15 protein-coding genes are annotated in these 14,936 nt (G+C 46.6%); 9 read left to right on the top strand and 6 right to left on the bottom strand.

What is annotated here, in order from left to right:
• Positions 1–27: 27 nt before the first annotated feature.
• The gene (gene aroE / locus ICN47_RS06145; RefSeq protein WP_216219014.1) at positions 28–930 is read left to right on the top strand and encodes a shikimate dehydrogenase; all 903 of its coding nucleotides are present in this window, start codon (positions 28–30) and stop codon (positions 928–930) included.
• Between the two features lie 11 nt (positions 931–941).
• Positions 942–1,685: a monofunctional biosynthetic peptidoglycan transglycosylase gene (gene mtgA / locus ICN47_RS06140; RefSeq protein ID WP_216219013.1), complete on the top strand. Its 744-nt coding sequence runs from the start codon at positions 942–944 to the stop codon at positions 1,683–1,685.
• Between the two features lie 26 nt (positions 1,686–1,711).
• Here mtgA and pyrF read toward each other — a convergent pair whose 3' ends face one another.
• A complete protein-coding gene (gene pyrF, locus ICN47_RS06135; protein ID WP_216219012.1) occupies positions 1,712–2,557 on the bottom strand; it encodes an orotidine-5'-phosphate decarboxylase in 846 nt (281 codons plus the stop codon).
• Positions 2,558–2,630: 73 nt separating this feature from the next.
• Here pyrF and corA point away from each other — a divergent pair, with 73 nt between their 5' ends.
• On the top strand, positions 2,631–3,596 hold the full coding sequence (gene corA, locus ICN47_RS06130; protein WP_216219011.1) for a magnesium/cobalt transporter CorA: 966 nt from the start codon (positions 2,631–2,633) through the stop codon (positions 3,594–3,596).
• On the opposite strand, the gene ICN47_RS06125 is transcribed toward corA, so the two are convergent.
• The 3 genes from ICN47_RS06125 to thiL are packed head-to-tail and all read right to left on the bottom strand — an operon-like array spanning position 3,597 to position 5,678.
• A complete protein-coding gene (locus ICN47_RS06125; protein WP_216219010.1) occupies positions 3,597–4,097 on the bottom strand; it encodes a CinA family protein in 501 nt (166 codons plus the stop codon).
• A 7-nt stretch (positions 4,098–4,104) separates the two neighbouring features.
• Positions 4,105–4,662: a phosphatidylglycerophosphatase A gene (locus ICN47_RS06120; RefSeq protein WP_216219009.1), complete on the bottom strand. Its 558-nt coding sequence runs from the start codon at positions 4,660–4,662 to the stop codon at positions 4,105–4,107.
• Positions 4,659–5,678 (bottom strand): thiamine-phosphate kinase, encoded by a 1,020-nt coding sequence (thiL, locus tag ICN47_RS06115; protein ID WP_216219008.1) that lies wholly within the window; start codon positions 5,676–5,678, stop codon positions 4,659–4,661. Before thiL ends, ICN47_RS06120 begins: the two co-directional genes overlap by 4 nt.
• Positions 5,679–5,762: 84 nt before the next feature.
• Here thiL and ICN47_RS06110 point away from each other — a divergent pair, with 84 nt between their 5' ends.
• Entirely contained in the window at positions 5,763–8,084 is a 2,322-nt protein-coding gene (locus ICN47_RS06110) for an NADP-dependent malic enzyme (protein WP_216219007.1), read from the top strand.
• Between the two features lie 128 nt (positions 8,085–8,212).
• Positions 8,213–8,833, top strand: a complete 621-nt coding sequence (locus ICN47_RS06105; RefSeq protein WP_216219006.1) for a barstar family protein — start codon at positions 8,213–8,215, stop codon at positions 8,831–8,833.
• Between the two features lie 35 nt (positions 8,834–8,868).
• Here ICN47_RS06105 and ICN47_RS06100 read toward each other — a convergent pair whose 3' ends face one another.
• Entirely contained in the window at positions 8,869–9,630 is a 762-nt protein-coding gene (locus tag ICN47_RS06100; protein ID WP_216219005.1) for a 16S rRNA (uracil(1498)-N(3))-methyltransferase, read from the bottom strand.
• 44 nt (positions 9,631–9,674) lie between these two features.
• Between ICN47_RS06100 and tkt the strand changes: the two genes are divergently transcribed.
• Together tkt and gap are read left to right on the top strand one after the other, a co-directional pair.
• Positions 9,675–11,669 (top strand): transketolase, encoded by a 1,995-nt coding sequence (tkt, locus tag ICN47_RS06095; protein WP_216219004.1) that lies wholly within the window; start codon positions 9,675–9,677, stop codon positions 11,667–11,669.
• A 37-nt stretch (positions 11,670–11,706) separates the two neighbouring features.
• On the top strand, positions 11,707–12,735 hold the full coding sequence (gene gap / locus ICN47_RS06090; protein ID WP_216219003.1) for a type I glyceraldehyde-3-phosphate dehydrogenase: 1,029 nt from the start codon (positions 11,707–11,709) through the stop codon (positions 12,733–12,735).
• Between the two features lie 134 nt (positions 12,736–12,869).
• On the opposite strand, the gene fur is transcribed toward gap, so the two are convergent.
• The gene (gene fur, locus ICN47_RS06085; RefSeq protein WP_216219108.1) at positions 12,870–13,325 is read right to left on the bottom strand and encodes a ferric iron uptake transcriptional regulator; all 456 of its coding nucleotides are present in this window, start codon (positions 13,323–13,325) and stop codon (positions 12,870–12,872) included.
• A gap of 43 nt (positions 13,326–13,368) precedes the next feature.
• On the opposite strand from fur, the gene bamE reads away from it, so the two are divergent.
• Both bamE and dapB read left to right on the top strand, forming a co-directional pair.
• Positions 13,369–14,058, top strand: coding sequence for an outer membrane protein assembly factor BamE (gene bamE / locus ICN47_RS06080; RefSeq protein ID WP_255538937.1), 690 nt, complete (start codon positions 13,369–13,371; stop codon positions 14,056–14,058).
• 61 nt (positions 14,059–14,119) lie between these two features.
• On the top strand, positions 14,120–14,920 hold the full coding sequence (gene dapB, locus ICN47_RS06075; protein WP_216219106.1) for a 4-hydroxy-tetrahydrodipicolinate reductase: 801 nt from the start codon (positions 14,120–14,122) through the stop codon (positions 14,918–14,920).
• Positions 14,921–14,936: the final 16 nt, after the last annotated feature.

Here is a 14,936-nt window from a genome sequence, read left to right as displayed (position 1 = left end):
TACAAATTCGCTTATCCTCTACTCATCATGACATCACCGGCGCCTATTGATTTGCATACCGATCCCAAATTATTTGATGGGGTAGATGTGTATGCGGTTGCAGGTAACCCTATTTCACATAGTAAGTCACCACTGATTCATGCAAGGTTTGCACAACAGTCCAAACAGGCCATGCACTATGGACGTTTACAGCCTGAACTGGGTGGATTTGCAAAAGCAGCGCAAGAATTTTTCACTGCCGGTGGCAAGGGTATGAATGTGACAGTCCCGTTTAAGTTGGACGCACAAGCGCTAGCGGATGTCTTAACGCCTAGGGCGCAATTGGCTGGCGCAGTTAATACGCTCTGGAATCGGGATGGCAAGGTTTACGGAGACAACACTGATGGTGCCGGCCTAGTGCGGGATTTACTGGCGCAAGGCATTGCGCTTCATGGTGCGCGCATCTTGCTTGTAGGAGCAGGCGGCGCTGCCCGCGGTGTTCTTGGTCCCTTGCTAGATCAGTCTCCTAAACATTTAGTTCTTGCCAATCGCTCCAGCGCTAAAGCTGATGAATTGGTTGCTCTCTTTGCGGGCTTGGCCAAGGCTAAAAATACGACTCTAGAATCAGCCACGCTTGAAAGTTTGGAAGATGCAAAAAGGACAACACCTTTTGATTTGGTAATTAATGCCACTGCTGCCGGACTGGATAATCAATCTCCACTCAGTAATACGGCAGCTGCAAATATTTTTGTGCCCAGCTCATTTGCTTATGAAATGCTCTATGGCAAAACAACAAGCTTCATGCAGCAAGCTTTGCAAAGAGGCTCGCGAGTCAGTGATGGCTTGGGGATGTTGGTAGAGCAAGCTGCCGATGCATTTTTGCTCTGGCGGGGCGCAGACCTTGCAACTACTATTGATCCGAGAGTAGTGTTGGCTGAGCTCAGAAGCTAAACTCCACGCCCATGCGCTGGTTTACTTATCCCATTAAATGTCTTTTATGTGGCTTCCTAGCAATGCAAGCCTATTTTGCTATACAGATCGGCCTATGGACTACGTTGAACCCTGACAGTACCGCCTTCCAGAGGGCGGAGCGCTGGCGCTTATGCACTTGGCATTGGTCTTGCCCCATTCAGTCGAAGTGGACTCCATACGACAAAATTTCTGGGAATCTCAAGCGCGCGGTTTTGGTCAGTGAAGACGATATCTTTTTTCAACATAAGGGCGTTCGTGTTGAAGACATGCAAAAAGCCTGGGAGAAGAATCAACAGAAGCGGCGCACTGGTAATAAAGCAACGACTGCATTGCGGGGTGGTTCAACCATTACACAGCAGCTTGCTAAAAATCTATTTCTCTCTTCAGAGCAAAATTATTTCCGCAAGGGTCAAGAGCTCATCATCACTGGCTTGTTAGAACTGACGCTTTCTAAGCAGCGTTTGTTTGAGATTTACCTCAACTCAGTCGAGTGGGGTGAAGGTATTTTTGGTATCGGTGCCGCTTCCGCGCATTACTACGCTACTTCCCCGGCAGCGCTAGACCGTGAGCAGTCTGCAGCGCTAGCTTCGGCTTTACCGGCGCCTAAATGTTTTGATAAAACGCAGTATTGCCGTAAAGCCAATATTCATTTCCCCACCCGCCAGGAATTCATTTTGGAATATATGGATCGGGTAGCGCTAACTCCAATACCTAAGAGTGCTACTAGCAAGTAAGCAGCAACCAGCCCCCTTAAGAGTATTTACTTAGCTGTAGCCGCTCTTAGCGCATCATGGGTATTGAGGGCAACCGTTCTAGCTGCCTCTGCAAAATCACTTCCTGAGCTGGCATACAGAATGGCTCTAGAGGAATTAATGATCATGCCAGTACCGGGTTTATTGGGAATAGCACCTGCTTTTACTGTGGCATCGATGTCGCCACCTTGAGCTCCAATACCCGGAATGAGTAAAGGCATATCACCAATGATGGCGCGTACCTTGGCAATTTCTTCGGGGAAGGTAGCGCCGACAACGAGGCTGATTTGACCTGAGCTATTCCATTTCTCTGCAGCTAACTTCGCTACATGGAGATAGAGTGGTTGACCATCAGGAGATACGTTTAAGAACTGTAAATCTGAGCCGCCTGGGTTAGAGGTGCGACAGAGGACGATGACCCCTTTGCCAAGGTGTTTAAGGTAGGGCTCAATGGTGTCAAAGCCCATATAGGGGCTAACGGTTACTGCATCTGCGCCATATCGGTCAAATACTTCCATGGCATAGTGGTCCGCGGTACTGCCGATATCGCCGCGCTTGGAATCCAGAATCACCGGAATATGCGGGTATTTATCTTTTAGATGTTGGATCAGCTTTTCTAGCTGGACTTCAGCTCTTTGCGATGCAAAGTAGGCGAACTGGGGTTTGAATGCGCAGACCAAATCCGCAGTAGCGTCAGCGATTTCTCTACAGAACTCAAAGATGCCCTCGGGCTTCCCTTGAAGCGACGGGGGTAAACGCTTTGGATCGGGGTCAAAACCAACGCACAGCATGCTGCCTTGGGAAGCCCATGCAGACTGGAGTTGCTGGTTAAAGGTATTTGAGCTTGAGTTCATTGAATTTTGCTTATTTTAGTCAAAGTGTCATGTTCTATAGGATAAACTAGCGCACATTCCTTAGGAGTTCACCATGATCAACTTGTTCGTCCTGCAAAATGGCCGCCTCTCTCAAGAGCAAGTCGAAGATCGCAATGAATTGTTGCAATATGCCAATCCTATCTGGATCGACGTTGTTGACCCAGAAGAAGAGGAACTCATTTGGATTAAAGAGGCTTTCGGAGTGCTTTTGCCTGAGTTGGATGACTTGGGTGACTTAGAGGCTTCCGCTCGATATTTTGAAGCTGACGATGGCCACCTTCATATTCGTACCGATTTCTTATTGGATGAAGAAGAAACTTCTCGTAACGTACGCGTTGCGTTTGTGCTCACTAAGCAAGTCTTGTTCTCCATTCACGACGAAGATCTTCCCGTTTTCCGTTTAGTTCGTTTGCGTGCACGCTTGCGTCCAGGTTCAGTCAGCAATGCAAAAGATGTTTTGCTCGATCTCTACTCGACTGATGCTGAGTACTCTGCTGATGCGCTCGAAGAGGTTTATGAAAATCTTGAGCAGGCAGGTAAACGGGTTCTGCAAGATGACATCAATGATGCTGATGCCGAGCAAGTTCTCGAAACGATTGCAAAAGAAGAAGATACCAACGGACGGATTCGCCGCAATGTGATGGATACCCGTAGAGCCTTATCTTTCTTGATGCGTAGCAAGTTATTGTCAGATGAGCAGCAAGAAGAGGCGCGTCAAATTTTGCGCGATATTGACTCTTTAGAAAACCACACCGCATTCTTATTCGACAAGATTAACTTCTTGATGGATGCGACCGTCGGTTTCATTAACTTGAATCAATCCAAGATCATCAAGATCTTCTCGGTGGTATCCGTTGCCTTAATGCCGCCTACATTGCTCGCGAGTATTTGGGGTATGAACTATAAGTACATGCCAGAGCTCGATGCTACTTGGGGTTACCCAATGGCTATTGGCGCCATGGTTGTATCCGCAATCATTCCACTCTTTTATTTCCACAGCAAAGGCTGGATGAAGTAATTAAGACTTTACTGCTTTTAGTAGAGTTAGCAATTCTTCTAATGCAAAAGCAGTTGCCTGTTGGCGCACCGCTTGTCTATCGCCGGTAAAGAGTTTGGTCTGGCAGGTAGTGGCTACAGCTTCCTCGCTCTGAATCGCCCACCCAAAGCAAATGGTCCCCACTGGTTTTGCAGATGACCCTCCTGAAGGACCTGCAATACCTGTGATGGAGACTGCGGCTTTAACCTTGGCATTGCGCTGCGCTCCTTCAGCCATGGCTCTGGCAACCGCTTCACTGACCGCACCATGAGACTCGATGAGTTCTATGGGCACTCCTAGACACTCGGTCTTGGCTTGATTGCTATAGGTGATGTATCCGCGCTCAAACCAGTTGCTGGAGCCGGCCAACTCAGTTAGCGTTGCGCAGACCAACCCACCAGTGCAGGATTCAGCTAGGGCGACTTTCCAGCCCGTAGTTTCCAGGAGATTAGCCAGTTCTTTGGCGGTATCGAGTGCATTCATATTGTTCCTAGCGGACGAATACTTGTACTAATGCCATGATGAGTAATGTGAAGAAGGCTGCAGCAAGGTCATCGACCATGATGCCAAATCCCCTCCAAAGAATTTGAAAGATGCTTGAAGGTAAATGATCTCCTTCGAGGTTTTTAAAGTGGCGATCAATCATGCCAATGGGGCCTGGCTTGACTGCATCAAAAAATCGAAAGATTACAAAAGCACCCGCTTGCATCCAAATATTAGTCGGCATGATAAAAATCAGTACCAGCCAGAAGGCGATGATTTCATCCCAAACGATCCCACCAAAATCTTTTTTGCCCAACTCTTCGCTAACGTGACCGCAAACCCAGCAGCCTAATAAAAATCCGCCAGCGATGATCCATAAAAAATCTTCAGTAGAAAGAAAATATTCACCCAGTAAAAAAGCAGCCCATGCCCAGAGGGTGCCGGCAGTCCCAGGCGCCATGGGGCTCAGTCCGCTACCAAAGCCAAAGGCGATGGTACGTCCAGCGGTTTGGAAAACCCATTTAAAAGTAGGCTTTACTGGCGAGGAGTGTGTGGGTAGGTTCATGAGGCGAAGTGATCGAAAGATTTCATGAATACTTTTGTTTCTGCATCAGACAGCGGATTTCCATCAGCAGAAAAAAGTACTACCTTAACTTCAGTGGTTTTCATCGCTACAGTTTGACCAATACGAGTCAGTTGTAAATCAAGCGACTTACTCAGCTGCTCAATATTGTTTCGCTCAAGAATGGGAGCAGTAAAACAAATTTCATAATCATCGCCACCACAGGCGGCAAATTGATTTTGGATTGCTTCACTTTGTTTTAATAAAACGGCTGACTTTGGAAGTTGCTCTAAAAATATTTCGGCATCTACTTGAGATTGCTTGAGAAGATGTTTTAGATCTCCCAATAGTCCATCTGAGATATCTAAGGCAGCAGTCGCAATATCTCTGAGTGCAATACCCAATTGCACTCGGGGTGTTGGTTGATGCATGCGATGCTCGATTGCTTGGAGATCCGATTCAGGCGGGGCTATTTCATGATGCAATGCAGCAAGAGTAAGTCTTGCATCTCCAAGTTCCCCTGAAATCCAAATGTCATCCCCAGCTTTAGCCCCTGATCTTCGAATGGCTTTATCAGTAGGGATGCTGCCAAACGCTGTAATACAAATATTGAGTGGGCCAGCAGTGGTATCTCCCCCGATTAGGGCGCAGGAGTATTCGTTGGCTATTGAAAAAAGACCTTTACTAAAACTTTCTAGCCACACAGGGTCTGCCTTGGGGAGGGCCAGCGCCAAGGTAAAACCTAGGGGCTTAGCACCCATTGCCGCAAGGTCGGAAAGGTTGACTGCTAGGGCTTTTCGGCCCAATTGCTCGGGATTAGCGCCTGCTAAAAAATGTCTACCTTCAACTAACATGTCGGTGGTAATGGCTAATTCTTCCCCGGCAGCAGGGCGTAAAACAGCGCAGTCATCTCCAATGCCAAGGGCAATACTGGAATGCGATGACATTGCCTCAGCCCCCGTTTTAAAAAAACGTTGGATTAGGTCAAATTCACCGATGGGGGCGGATGGAGATTGCATGCCTCATTTTAGGCTGTTGGCAGACAGACATCTGAGAGGAATAGAATTGGAGACTTCAATATGCGTACACCTAAGAGTTAGTTGATGAGCAAAGAAAACAATAAAGAGCAACAAATTGCAGCCCTTCGTGAAGCTGCCCTTCAGTATCACGAGTTTCCTACACCAGGCAAGATTGAAATTGCCCCAACCAAGCAACTCACAAATCAGCGCGATTTAGCTCTGGCATATACCCCTGGTGTTGCTGCACCATGCGAAGAGATTGTTAAAGATCCAGCCAATGCCTTTAAATACACAGCCCGTGGAAATTTGGTGGGTGTTATTACTAACGGTACCGCTGTTTTAGGTTTAGGAAATATTGGGCCACTGGCGAGTAAGCCGGTGATGGAAGGTAAAGCAGTACTCTTTAAAAAGTTTGCTGGTATCGATGTATTTGATATCGAGGTGAATGAAAACGATCCTGATAAATTAGTAGAAATTATTGCGGCGTTAGAGCCAACCTTTGGTGGTATTAATTTAGAAGACATCAAAGCACCAGACTGTTTCGTTGTTGAGCGCAAATTACAAGCGCGCATGAAGATTCCGGTCTTCCATGATGACCAGCACGGCACAGCGATTGTGGTTGCAGCCGCTATTCTGAACGGCTTAAAGGTTGTCGGTAAAGATGTCGGTAATGTGAAGTTGGTGACATCTGGCGCAGGCGCTGCTGCACTGGCGTGTTTAGACCTCTTAGTGGATTTAGGTATCCCTCGTAAAAATATTTGGGTAACCGATCTCGCTGGCGTGGCTTACAAGGGCCGTAAAGAATTAATGGATCCTGAGAAGGAACCGTTCTGCCAAGAGACAGACTTAAGAACATTAGACCAAGCGATTGAGGGCGCGGATATTTTCTTAGGCCTTTCAGCGGGCGGCGTACTGAAACCAGAGATGGTAAAGAAGATGGCAGATAAGCCATTGGTATATGCCTTAGCAAATCCAACCCCAGAAATTCTTCCGGAAGAAGTCAAGGCAGTTCGCCCAGACGCGATCATGGCAACTGGACGTACGGATTATCCAAACCAAGTAAACAATGTTTTGTGCTTCCCATTCATCTTCCGCGGTGCTTTAGATGTGGGCGCAACAACCATTACTCGCGGCATGGAGGTGGCTGCTGTTAAGGCGGTTGCAGAGTTAGCGCAAGCCGAGCAAAGTGAGGTAGTTACCTCTGTGTACGGTATTGAAAATCTCTCGTTTGGTCCAGAGTATTTAATTCCAAAACCGTTTGATCCCCGTTTGATTACGGTGATTGCCCCAGCAGTTGCCAAGGCGGCGATGGATGATGGCGTTGCTTTGCGTCCCATCAAAGATTTTGATGCCTATCGCAATCAGCTCCAACAATTTGTGTATCACTCTGGCACTTTGATGAAGCCACTCTTTAGTATTGCTAAACGAGTCCCTGCTAATCAAAAACGCATTGTTTTCCCAGAGGGAGAAGATGAGCGTGTATTGCGCGCTGTCCAGATCATTATTGATGAGCACCTTGCTACCCCAATTTTGATTGGTCGTCCCGCAGTGATTGAGCACCGCCTTGAGAAATTTGGTTTACGTATGAAGGCTGGCGAAGATTTTGAAATAGTCAATCCAGAGAATGATCCACGTTACCGTGATTTCTGGCAAACCTATTTAGGTATGACTGAGCGCAAGGGTGTTACTGCATCTTTTGCAAAGTTAGAGATGCGTCGCCGCAATACCTTAATTGGTTCCATCATGATTATTAAGGGCATGGCGGACGGTATGATTTGTGGAACCGTTAGTAATTCTGCAACGCATCTGAAATATATTGACGAGGTAGTTGGTCGTGAGCCAGGTGCAAATGTTTATGGCGCAATGTCTGGTTTGATTCTTCCAGGTCGCCAAGTCTTTTTATTAGATACCCACATCAATTTGGATCCTACGGCTGCAGAGTTGGCTGAATTAACTTTGATGGCTGCTAGCGAAATGCGTAAGTTGGGATTAGTGCCAAAGGTTGCACTTCTCTCGCACTCTAATTTCGGTTCAAGCAACGCGCCATCCGCAATCAAGATGCGTGAAGTATTGGCATTGATTCAGAAGGCTGCCCCTGACCTAGAGGTTGATGGTGAGATGCATGGTGATAGCGCCTTAGATGCAACGATTCGTGCGGGCGCGGTGACAAGCTCCCCATTGAAAGGGGATGCAAACCTTTTGGTAATGCCTAATATTGACTCAGCGAACATTTCTTACAACCTACTCAAAACAGCCGCTGGAAATGGTATTGCTATCGGCCCATTGCTATTGGGAGTGGCTAAGCCAATTCATATTCTGACCCCAGCAGCCACTGTGCGCCGGATTGTGAATGTGACTACTTTGGCTGTAGTTGAGGCTGCAAGTAATGCGAGAGGTATTTCTTAAGCCCTTATAATAAATGTAAGTTAGTAATAACTTACATTTATTATTCCTATATAAATCAACGATTTATATAAAATGCACTGTATTTGGGCTTGATTTGATGGCGTGTTGAGGGTAACCTAGCACCCATCATGAATAATCGCTCTGAAAACAGCAATACAGCTAGCTTTGATGAACAAGGCCGTGCTGAAAGTTGGGACAGCAATGATCGTCTTAAAACCGAATCGTCCGCTGCCAATATTTACGCTCAGGGCGGTTTATCTCGTTTACAAACCTATGCAGCAACTCAAGTTTCGGGGAAAAAAGTGACAGCTTCTTGGCGTGCCGCTTTGGCCGTTCGCGATGCCGGACCGCCGGCAATGTTGCGCAGTGTGCGCCCTAATATCGTGCAATCTATTCGTGCTTTCCGTACTCCTGATTTACAGGAAGCGGCTACTGAGCTCGGTCAACATTTCATTTACGCCAATTGCGCAAATGCCATGACCAAAGGCGAAGTTTTGGAGGCGATTGCAATTGCGTACTCATTTACCAAGCAACAGGCAAAGAATTTTGATCCTTTGTTAGATGCCTTAACAACTACGGTTGATAAATCAGGCCCACAGCCTGGATTTGTAGTGGTTCTGGAAGGATTGCCTTGTACTCAGAAGTTCGACAAAGAAGCACGTGAGACGCTGTTAGATGTTTTCCGTGATGCTGTAGATTTTTGGGCAGAGCGTCGTACACCGTATCGTGTTTTCTATTCTTTCGCTTAACGCTAAAGCCTTCTAGAAACCAGCAGAAATCGCCTCTATTTGAGGCGATTTTGCATTTCAGGATTCCAGATGCTGTGAACCGCTGTAATGGCCACTACGCCAGCTGTTTCGGTACGTAGCACGCGTTCACCTAATGAAACGATTTGATAGCCTGCAGCCTGCGCTAAGGCCTCTTCTTCAGGGGAATGCCCACCTTCAGGCCCAATCATCAGCACAATATCTTGCGGGGCATTTGTAGCCAAGACTGAATACATGCTTTGAGTTGCATCTGGACTTAATAGTAGCTTTAAGGCTGGTTTGGGAATTGCCTTCAAGTAGGCTTCAAAAGTTTGAATCGGCTCTAGGTCAGTAAAAACCGTGCGATCACATTGCTCACAGGCGGCTTGAATGATTCCACGCCAGTGGGCCAGTCGTTTTTGGGCGCGCTCTTCATCGCTCGGGCGGGTAAGTTTGATGACGGAGCGTTCGCATTGCAGGGGCGCAATGATTTGAGCCCCAGTTTCAACGGCCTTTTCCACAATCCAATCCATTTTGTCGCCACCAGCCAGCCCTTGGGCCAAAGTAATGGCGTATGGGGTCTCACGATGGGTGTCAATTCGGATGTCATTCAATTGGGCTTGCCCAGTTTTTCCGCTCAACGAGAGGAGTGTGGCCTCTCCAATTTGGCCATTTCCATCAAATACTGGGAAGCTTTCCCCAATTTGAACCCGCCGGACTCGTAAATGGTGGGCGACCTCTGGGGTGAGGGTGTTTGGCTTTTCGGAATCCCATGGCCCGGGAAGATAAAATTGAGGCATTACTGAAATATAGCCAATTTATTTTCCTCGAGACCACTTTTACGATGTCAAACCTTCAAATTCGCATGGCAAACGCCATACGCGCCTTATCCATGGATGCTGTTCAGCAGGCCAATTCAGGACATCCTGGTATGCCAATGGGTATGGCAGATATCGCTGTTGGACTTTGGAATGAGCATTTGCAACATAACCCAACGGATCCACATTGGATAAACCGCGATCGTTTTGTTTTATCCAATGGCCACGGTTCGATGTTGTTGTATTCACTCTTGCATTTATCAGGCTACGACTTACCGATTGAAGAGTTAAAAAATTTCCGTCAACTGCACAGCAAAACACCTGGTCATCCAGAGTATGGGATTACACCGGGTGTTGAAACAACTACTGGTCCATTAGGACAAGGTATTTCCAATGCAGTCGGTATGGCGCTTGCTGAAAAATTACTTGCAGAAGAATTTAATCGTCCCGGCCACAAAATCGTTGATCACTTTACCTATGTATTTTTAGGTGATGGTTGTTTGATGGAAGGTATTAGTCATGAAGTATGTTCATTGGCCGGCACCTTAAAGTTAAATAAGTTAATTGCATTGTGGGATGACAACGGGATTTCTATTGATGGCAAAGTCGTTTCTTGGTTTAACGAAGACACACCAAAACGCTTTGAAGCCTACGGCTGGAATGTCATCCGTGATGTAGATGGCCATGATGCGGAAGCTGTTTCTAAGGCGATTGCTAAAGCCAAGAAGAGCGACAAACCTACGCTCATTTGCTGCAAGACCGCCATTGGCCAAGGCTCGCCCAATATGGCTGGTAGCGATAAAGTTCATGGTTCACCATTAGGCGCAACAGAAATTGCTGCCACTCGCGTTGCCTTGAATTGGCCTTATGCCCCTTTTGAGATTCCGAAAGATATTTATGCAGCTTGGGATTTTAAAAAGCGCGGTCAAGCCCTCGAGCACGATTGGAATAAGCAATTCCAATCTTACAAAAATAAATATCCTGAGCTTGCTTCTGAATTGCAACGTCGCATGCAAGGCGACTTATCAAAAGATTTTTCCGCAACACTCAATGCTTATTTAAAAACCTGTGAATCTAAAGCAGAAACAGTGGCGACTCGCAAAGCAAGTCAAAATGCAATTGAAGCTCTCGCACCAGCTGTCCCAGAATTTATGGGTGGCTCTGCTGACTTAACGGGTTCTAATTTAACCAATTGGTCTACTTGTAAAGCGGTACGTGGAGATCAATGGGGTAATCACATTAACTATGGTGTGCGCGAATTTGGTATGAGCGCCATCATGAACGGTATTGCTTTGCATGGTGGTTACATTCCATTTGGCGGCACATTCTTAACTTTCTCTGACTACAGTCGCAATGCCTTGCGTATGGCGGCTTTGATGAAGTTGCGTAGTATTTTTGTGTTTACCCATGACTCGATTGGTCTGGGTGAAGATGGCCCAACCCACCAATCCGTCGAGCAGGTAGCCAGTCTGCGTTTGATTCCGAACCTGATGGTTTGGCGCCCTTGCGATACCACGGAGAGTGCAGTTGCTTGGGGTGCAGCGGTTGAGCGTAAGAATGGTCCCAGCGCTTTGATCTTTAGCCGTCAAAATTGCCCATTCGTCTTTCGTAGCGCTGCTCAAGTCAAAGAGATTGCTCGCGGTGGATATGTATTGCGTGATCCAAAGTCAGGCAAGCTTGATGCCGTCATCATTGCGACGGGTTCTGAAATTGCGCTAGCTTTGCAAACTGCGCAACAGTTGGAAAAAGAGGGCTTAGGTATTCGAGTGGTGTCAATGCCTTCAACCACTGTCTTTGATCAGCAAGATGCTGCTTACAAGGCAAAAGTATTACCAGCTAAGGTCCCACGTATTGCTGTAGAGGCAGGCGTAAGTGATTTCTGGTGGAAATATGGCTGTGCTGCCGTTCATGGCGTAGATACCTTTGGTGAGTCTGCGCCGGCACCACAGTTATATGAATATTTTGGTTTAACCGCGGATCAGATTGCTAAGACAATAAAGCAATGTATCGCTCAGAAATAAGCTTGATTAAAGAATTTATATTTGTAAGGGGAATGGAATGACAATTCGTGTCGCAATTAATGGTTATGGACGTATTGGCCGCATGGTACTGCGTGCTTTGTATGAAGATCAGGTCAACGACAAGCCAAGACGGGATATCAAAATTGTGGCGATCAACGCCATGGGCGATATCGATATCAATGCCCATTTGACCCAATACGATTCAGCGCATGGCCGCTTCCCTGCTGAAGTTAAAGTCGATGGTGATTGCATGGTAGTAAACGGCGATCGCATCAAAATGTTTTCAACCCGTAATCCTTTAGAAACACCATGGGGTGAATTGGGTGTGGATTTAGTTTTAGAGTGCTCAGGTAAATTTACCTCTAAAGAAAAAGCTATGGTGCACATTAATCAGGGCGCCAAGAAAGTATTGATTTCTGCTCCTGGTGAAAAAGATGTGGATGCAACGATTGTTTACGGTGTGAACCAAAATGTTCTCAAAGCCAGTGATGTGGTTGTCTCTAACGCCAGTTGTACTACCAACTGTTTGGCTCCACTCGTTAAACCATTGCTAGAAAAAATTGGTATTGAATCTGGTTTGATGACTACGATCCATGCATTTACCAATGACCAAGTATTAACAGACGTGTATCACAAGGATATGCGCCGTGCGCGTTCAGCGGTGACCAGCATGATTCCAACGAAGACCGGCGCTGCTAAAGCGGTTGGTTTAGTTTTGCCAGCCCTCGCTGGTCGCTTTGATGGTTTTGCAATGCGCGTTCCAGTCATCAACGTTTCTGTTGTCGACTTAACTTTTGCTGCAAGCCGTGCCACTAGCGTGGATGAGGTCAATTCCATTCTGAAGGCAGCTAGTGAAGGTGAGCTTAAGGGCATTCTGGGCTTTAATACTTTGCCATTGGTCTCAATCGACTTTAACCATGATCCTCGTCCAAGTATCTATGACGCTTCTCAGACTCGTGTCTCTGCCGACGGTAAATTGGTCAAAGTATTGGCTTGGTACGACAATGAATGGGGTTATTCAGTGCAAATGTTGAATGCTGCTGAAGCTTTAATGGCGGTTAAGTAATTAAAAGTTGTTAAAAGTAGCTAAAAATCAGTAAAAGTTGCTTAAATACTGATTGAAAGATAAGTAGCAATAAAAAAAGACCTCTACCCGAGGTCTTTTTTGCGTTAAGAGTCTCTAAAAGACGCTAAAAGTCTTTATTTTTGCTTATTTCGGCAATTTTTCTTCTGGCAGTGGCCATACATCGCTAAAGAATGCTCTTGCAGGGTAAATCCAAGGGTTTTTGCAATATCCCGCTGTCTTTTCTCAATAGCCTCATCTACAAACTCCTCTACGTGACCGCAATCGAGGCAAACCAGATGATCATGGTGCTGACCTTCATTTAGCTCATAGATAGCCCGACTATCACCCTTGCTGGATTCAAAATGACTACGGAGCAATAGGCCGGCTTGTTCAAACTGAGTCAAGACCCGATAAACCGTTGCCAGGCCGATTTCTTGATCTTCCTTCGCCAGTGCCATAAAGACATCTTCAGCGCTGAAATGGGTGCCCCCATTTTGATGAAAAAAATCCAAGATTTTCATACGAGGACCGGTAGCCTTGAGGCCGATATCTCTTAAATCTGCGGGGGATGGGTTTTGGTTCGTAGTCATGGCTTTGGGAGCTAAAATCAATGTCTTAATGATACGGCCAGCCATGCAAAATTGCCTTGTACTTTTTCGTCAGTTTTTGAACCCCATATTGAAGGGGGTTTTTGCCCCTTCTCGGGCGGGATTGCTCACACTTACCTGTGTTGGCCTATTGAGCGCTTGCACCTCAGCCGTTGATGATCATCAACGCGCTTGGATGAATACCATTTTTAGACCTTATGTTCCTGATGTAGTCCAGGGGAACTTTATCTCTAGCGAGCAATATGCAAAATTGAAAGTGGGCATGACTCGTGAGCAGGTGCGCCAAATATTAGGTACTCCGTTATTGGCAAGTTACTTCCATGCGAATCGTTGGGATTACGTTTTTGAATTTAAAAGGGCGGGTCAACGGATAGGTGACGAGCGCTATGTGACTGTCCTTTTTGAAGGCGATAAAGTAGTGAAGTTTGATGGCACACCTTTGCCAACCGAAGTCGAAATGGTTGCAGAGATTGATAACTATGCAAAACAAAAACGATCCTTCTGGGAGATCTTTACAGGCAACAATAAGCCGCCCGTAACGCCTCCCTTACAACAGCCAGAGTTGTTGGTTCCAAGCCCAACTGATAATGCGCCGCCCGAACCTAAAGTTGCCGAGACTCCAGCACCTCTCCCTGCCGATAGCGCAGCTCCAACAACCAATTTAGTAACAGAATCTGCTGGCGCTGATAAGCCAACCCCGCTGAAAACGCAGTAATAAAAATTCAAGGGCTGTAGTTCGTACTTAATACTTTAATGACAGAGCAAAGATATTCATGATGAAGATTGCAATAGCTGGAGCTACCGGTCGCATGGGCAAGATGCTGATCGAAGCAGTTCTCAATACTCCTGATGCCCAATTGGTGGGCGCATTAGAGCATTCCTCATGCCCATTGCTGGGTGAGGATGCTGGTGGCTTCTTGGGTAAAAAAACAGGCGTATTGATTTCTGCAGATGTAACGCAAGTATTAAGTGGTGCTCAGTTTTTGATTGATTTCACCAGACCTGAGGGAACGATGGCCCATTTGGCGGTAGCTGAAAAAACTGGTACCAAGATGGTGATTGGTACAACGGGTGTGAGCACTGAGCAAATTGCTAGTCTTAAAACTGCTTCAGCGAAATTAGCAATTGTGTTTGCGCCAAACATGAGCGTTGGTGTGAATGCCACATTCAAGTTGCTGGAGATTGCGGCAAAAATGTTGAACGAAGGTTATGACATTGAGATTATCGAAGCACATCATCGCCACAAGGTGGATGCTCCTTCTGGAACTGCCTTGAAGATGGGCGAAGTGATTGCTGATGCTCTCGGTGAGAAGTTAGATGATGTCGCCGTGTATGCGCGTGAAGGGCATACTGGTGAACGTAAAGAAGGCACGATTGGTTTTGCGACTATTCGCGGTGGCGATATTGTGGGTGACCACACTGTGCTGTTTGCGGGCGAGGGTGAGCGGATTGAAATTAGCCATAAATCATCTAGCCGTCAGTCGTATGCGCAAGGATCTTTGCGCGCAGCCCGCTTCTTACAAAACCAAACATCTGGTCTTTATGACATGCAAGACGTTCTGGGTTTGCGCAAGTAATTGAATCCATATTGAT

Origin of the sequence: Polynucleobacter sp. AP-Latsch-80-C2 (assembly GCF_018882185.1) — a bacterium.
Lineage (GTDB): Bacteria > Pseudomonadota > Gammaproteobacteria > Burkholderiales > Burkholderiaceae > Polynucleobacter.
Note: the sequence above shows the minus strand (reverse complement) of the source record. Positions and strands in the feature narration are given on the sequence as shown.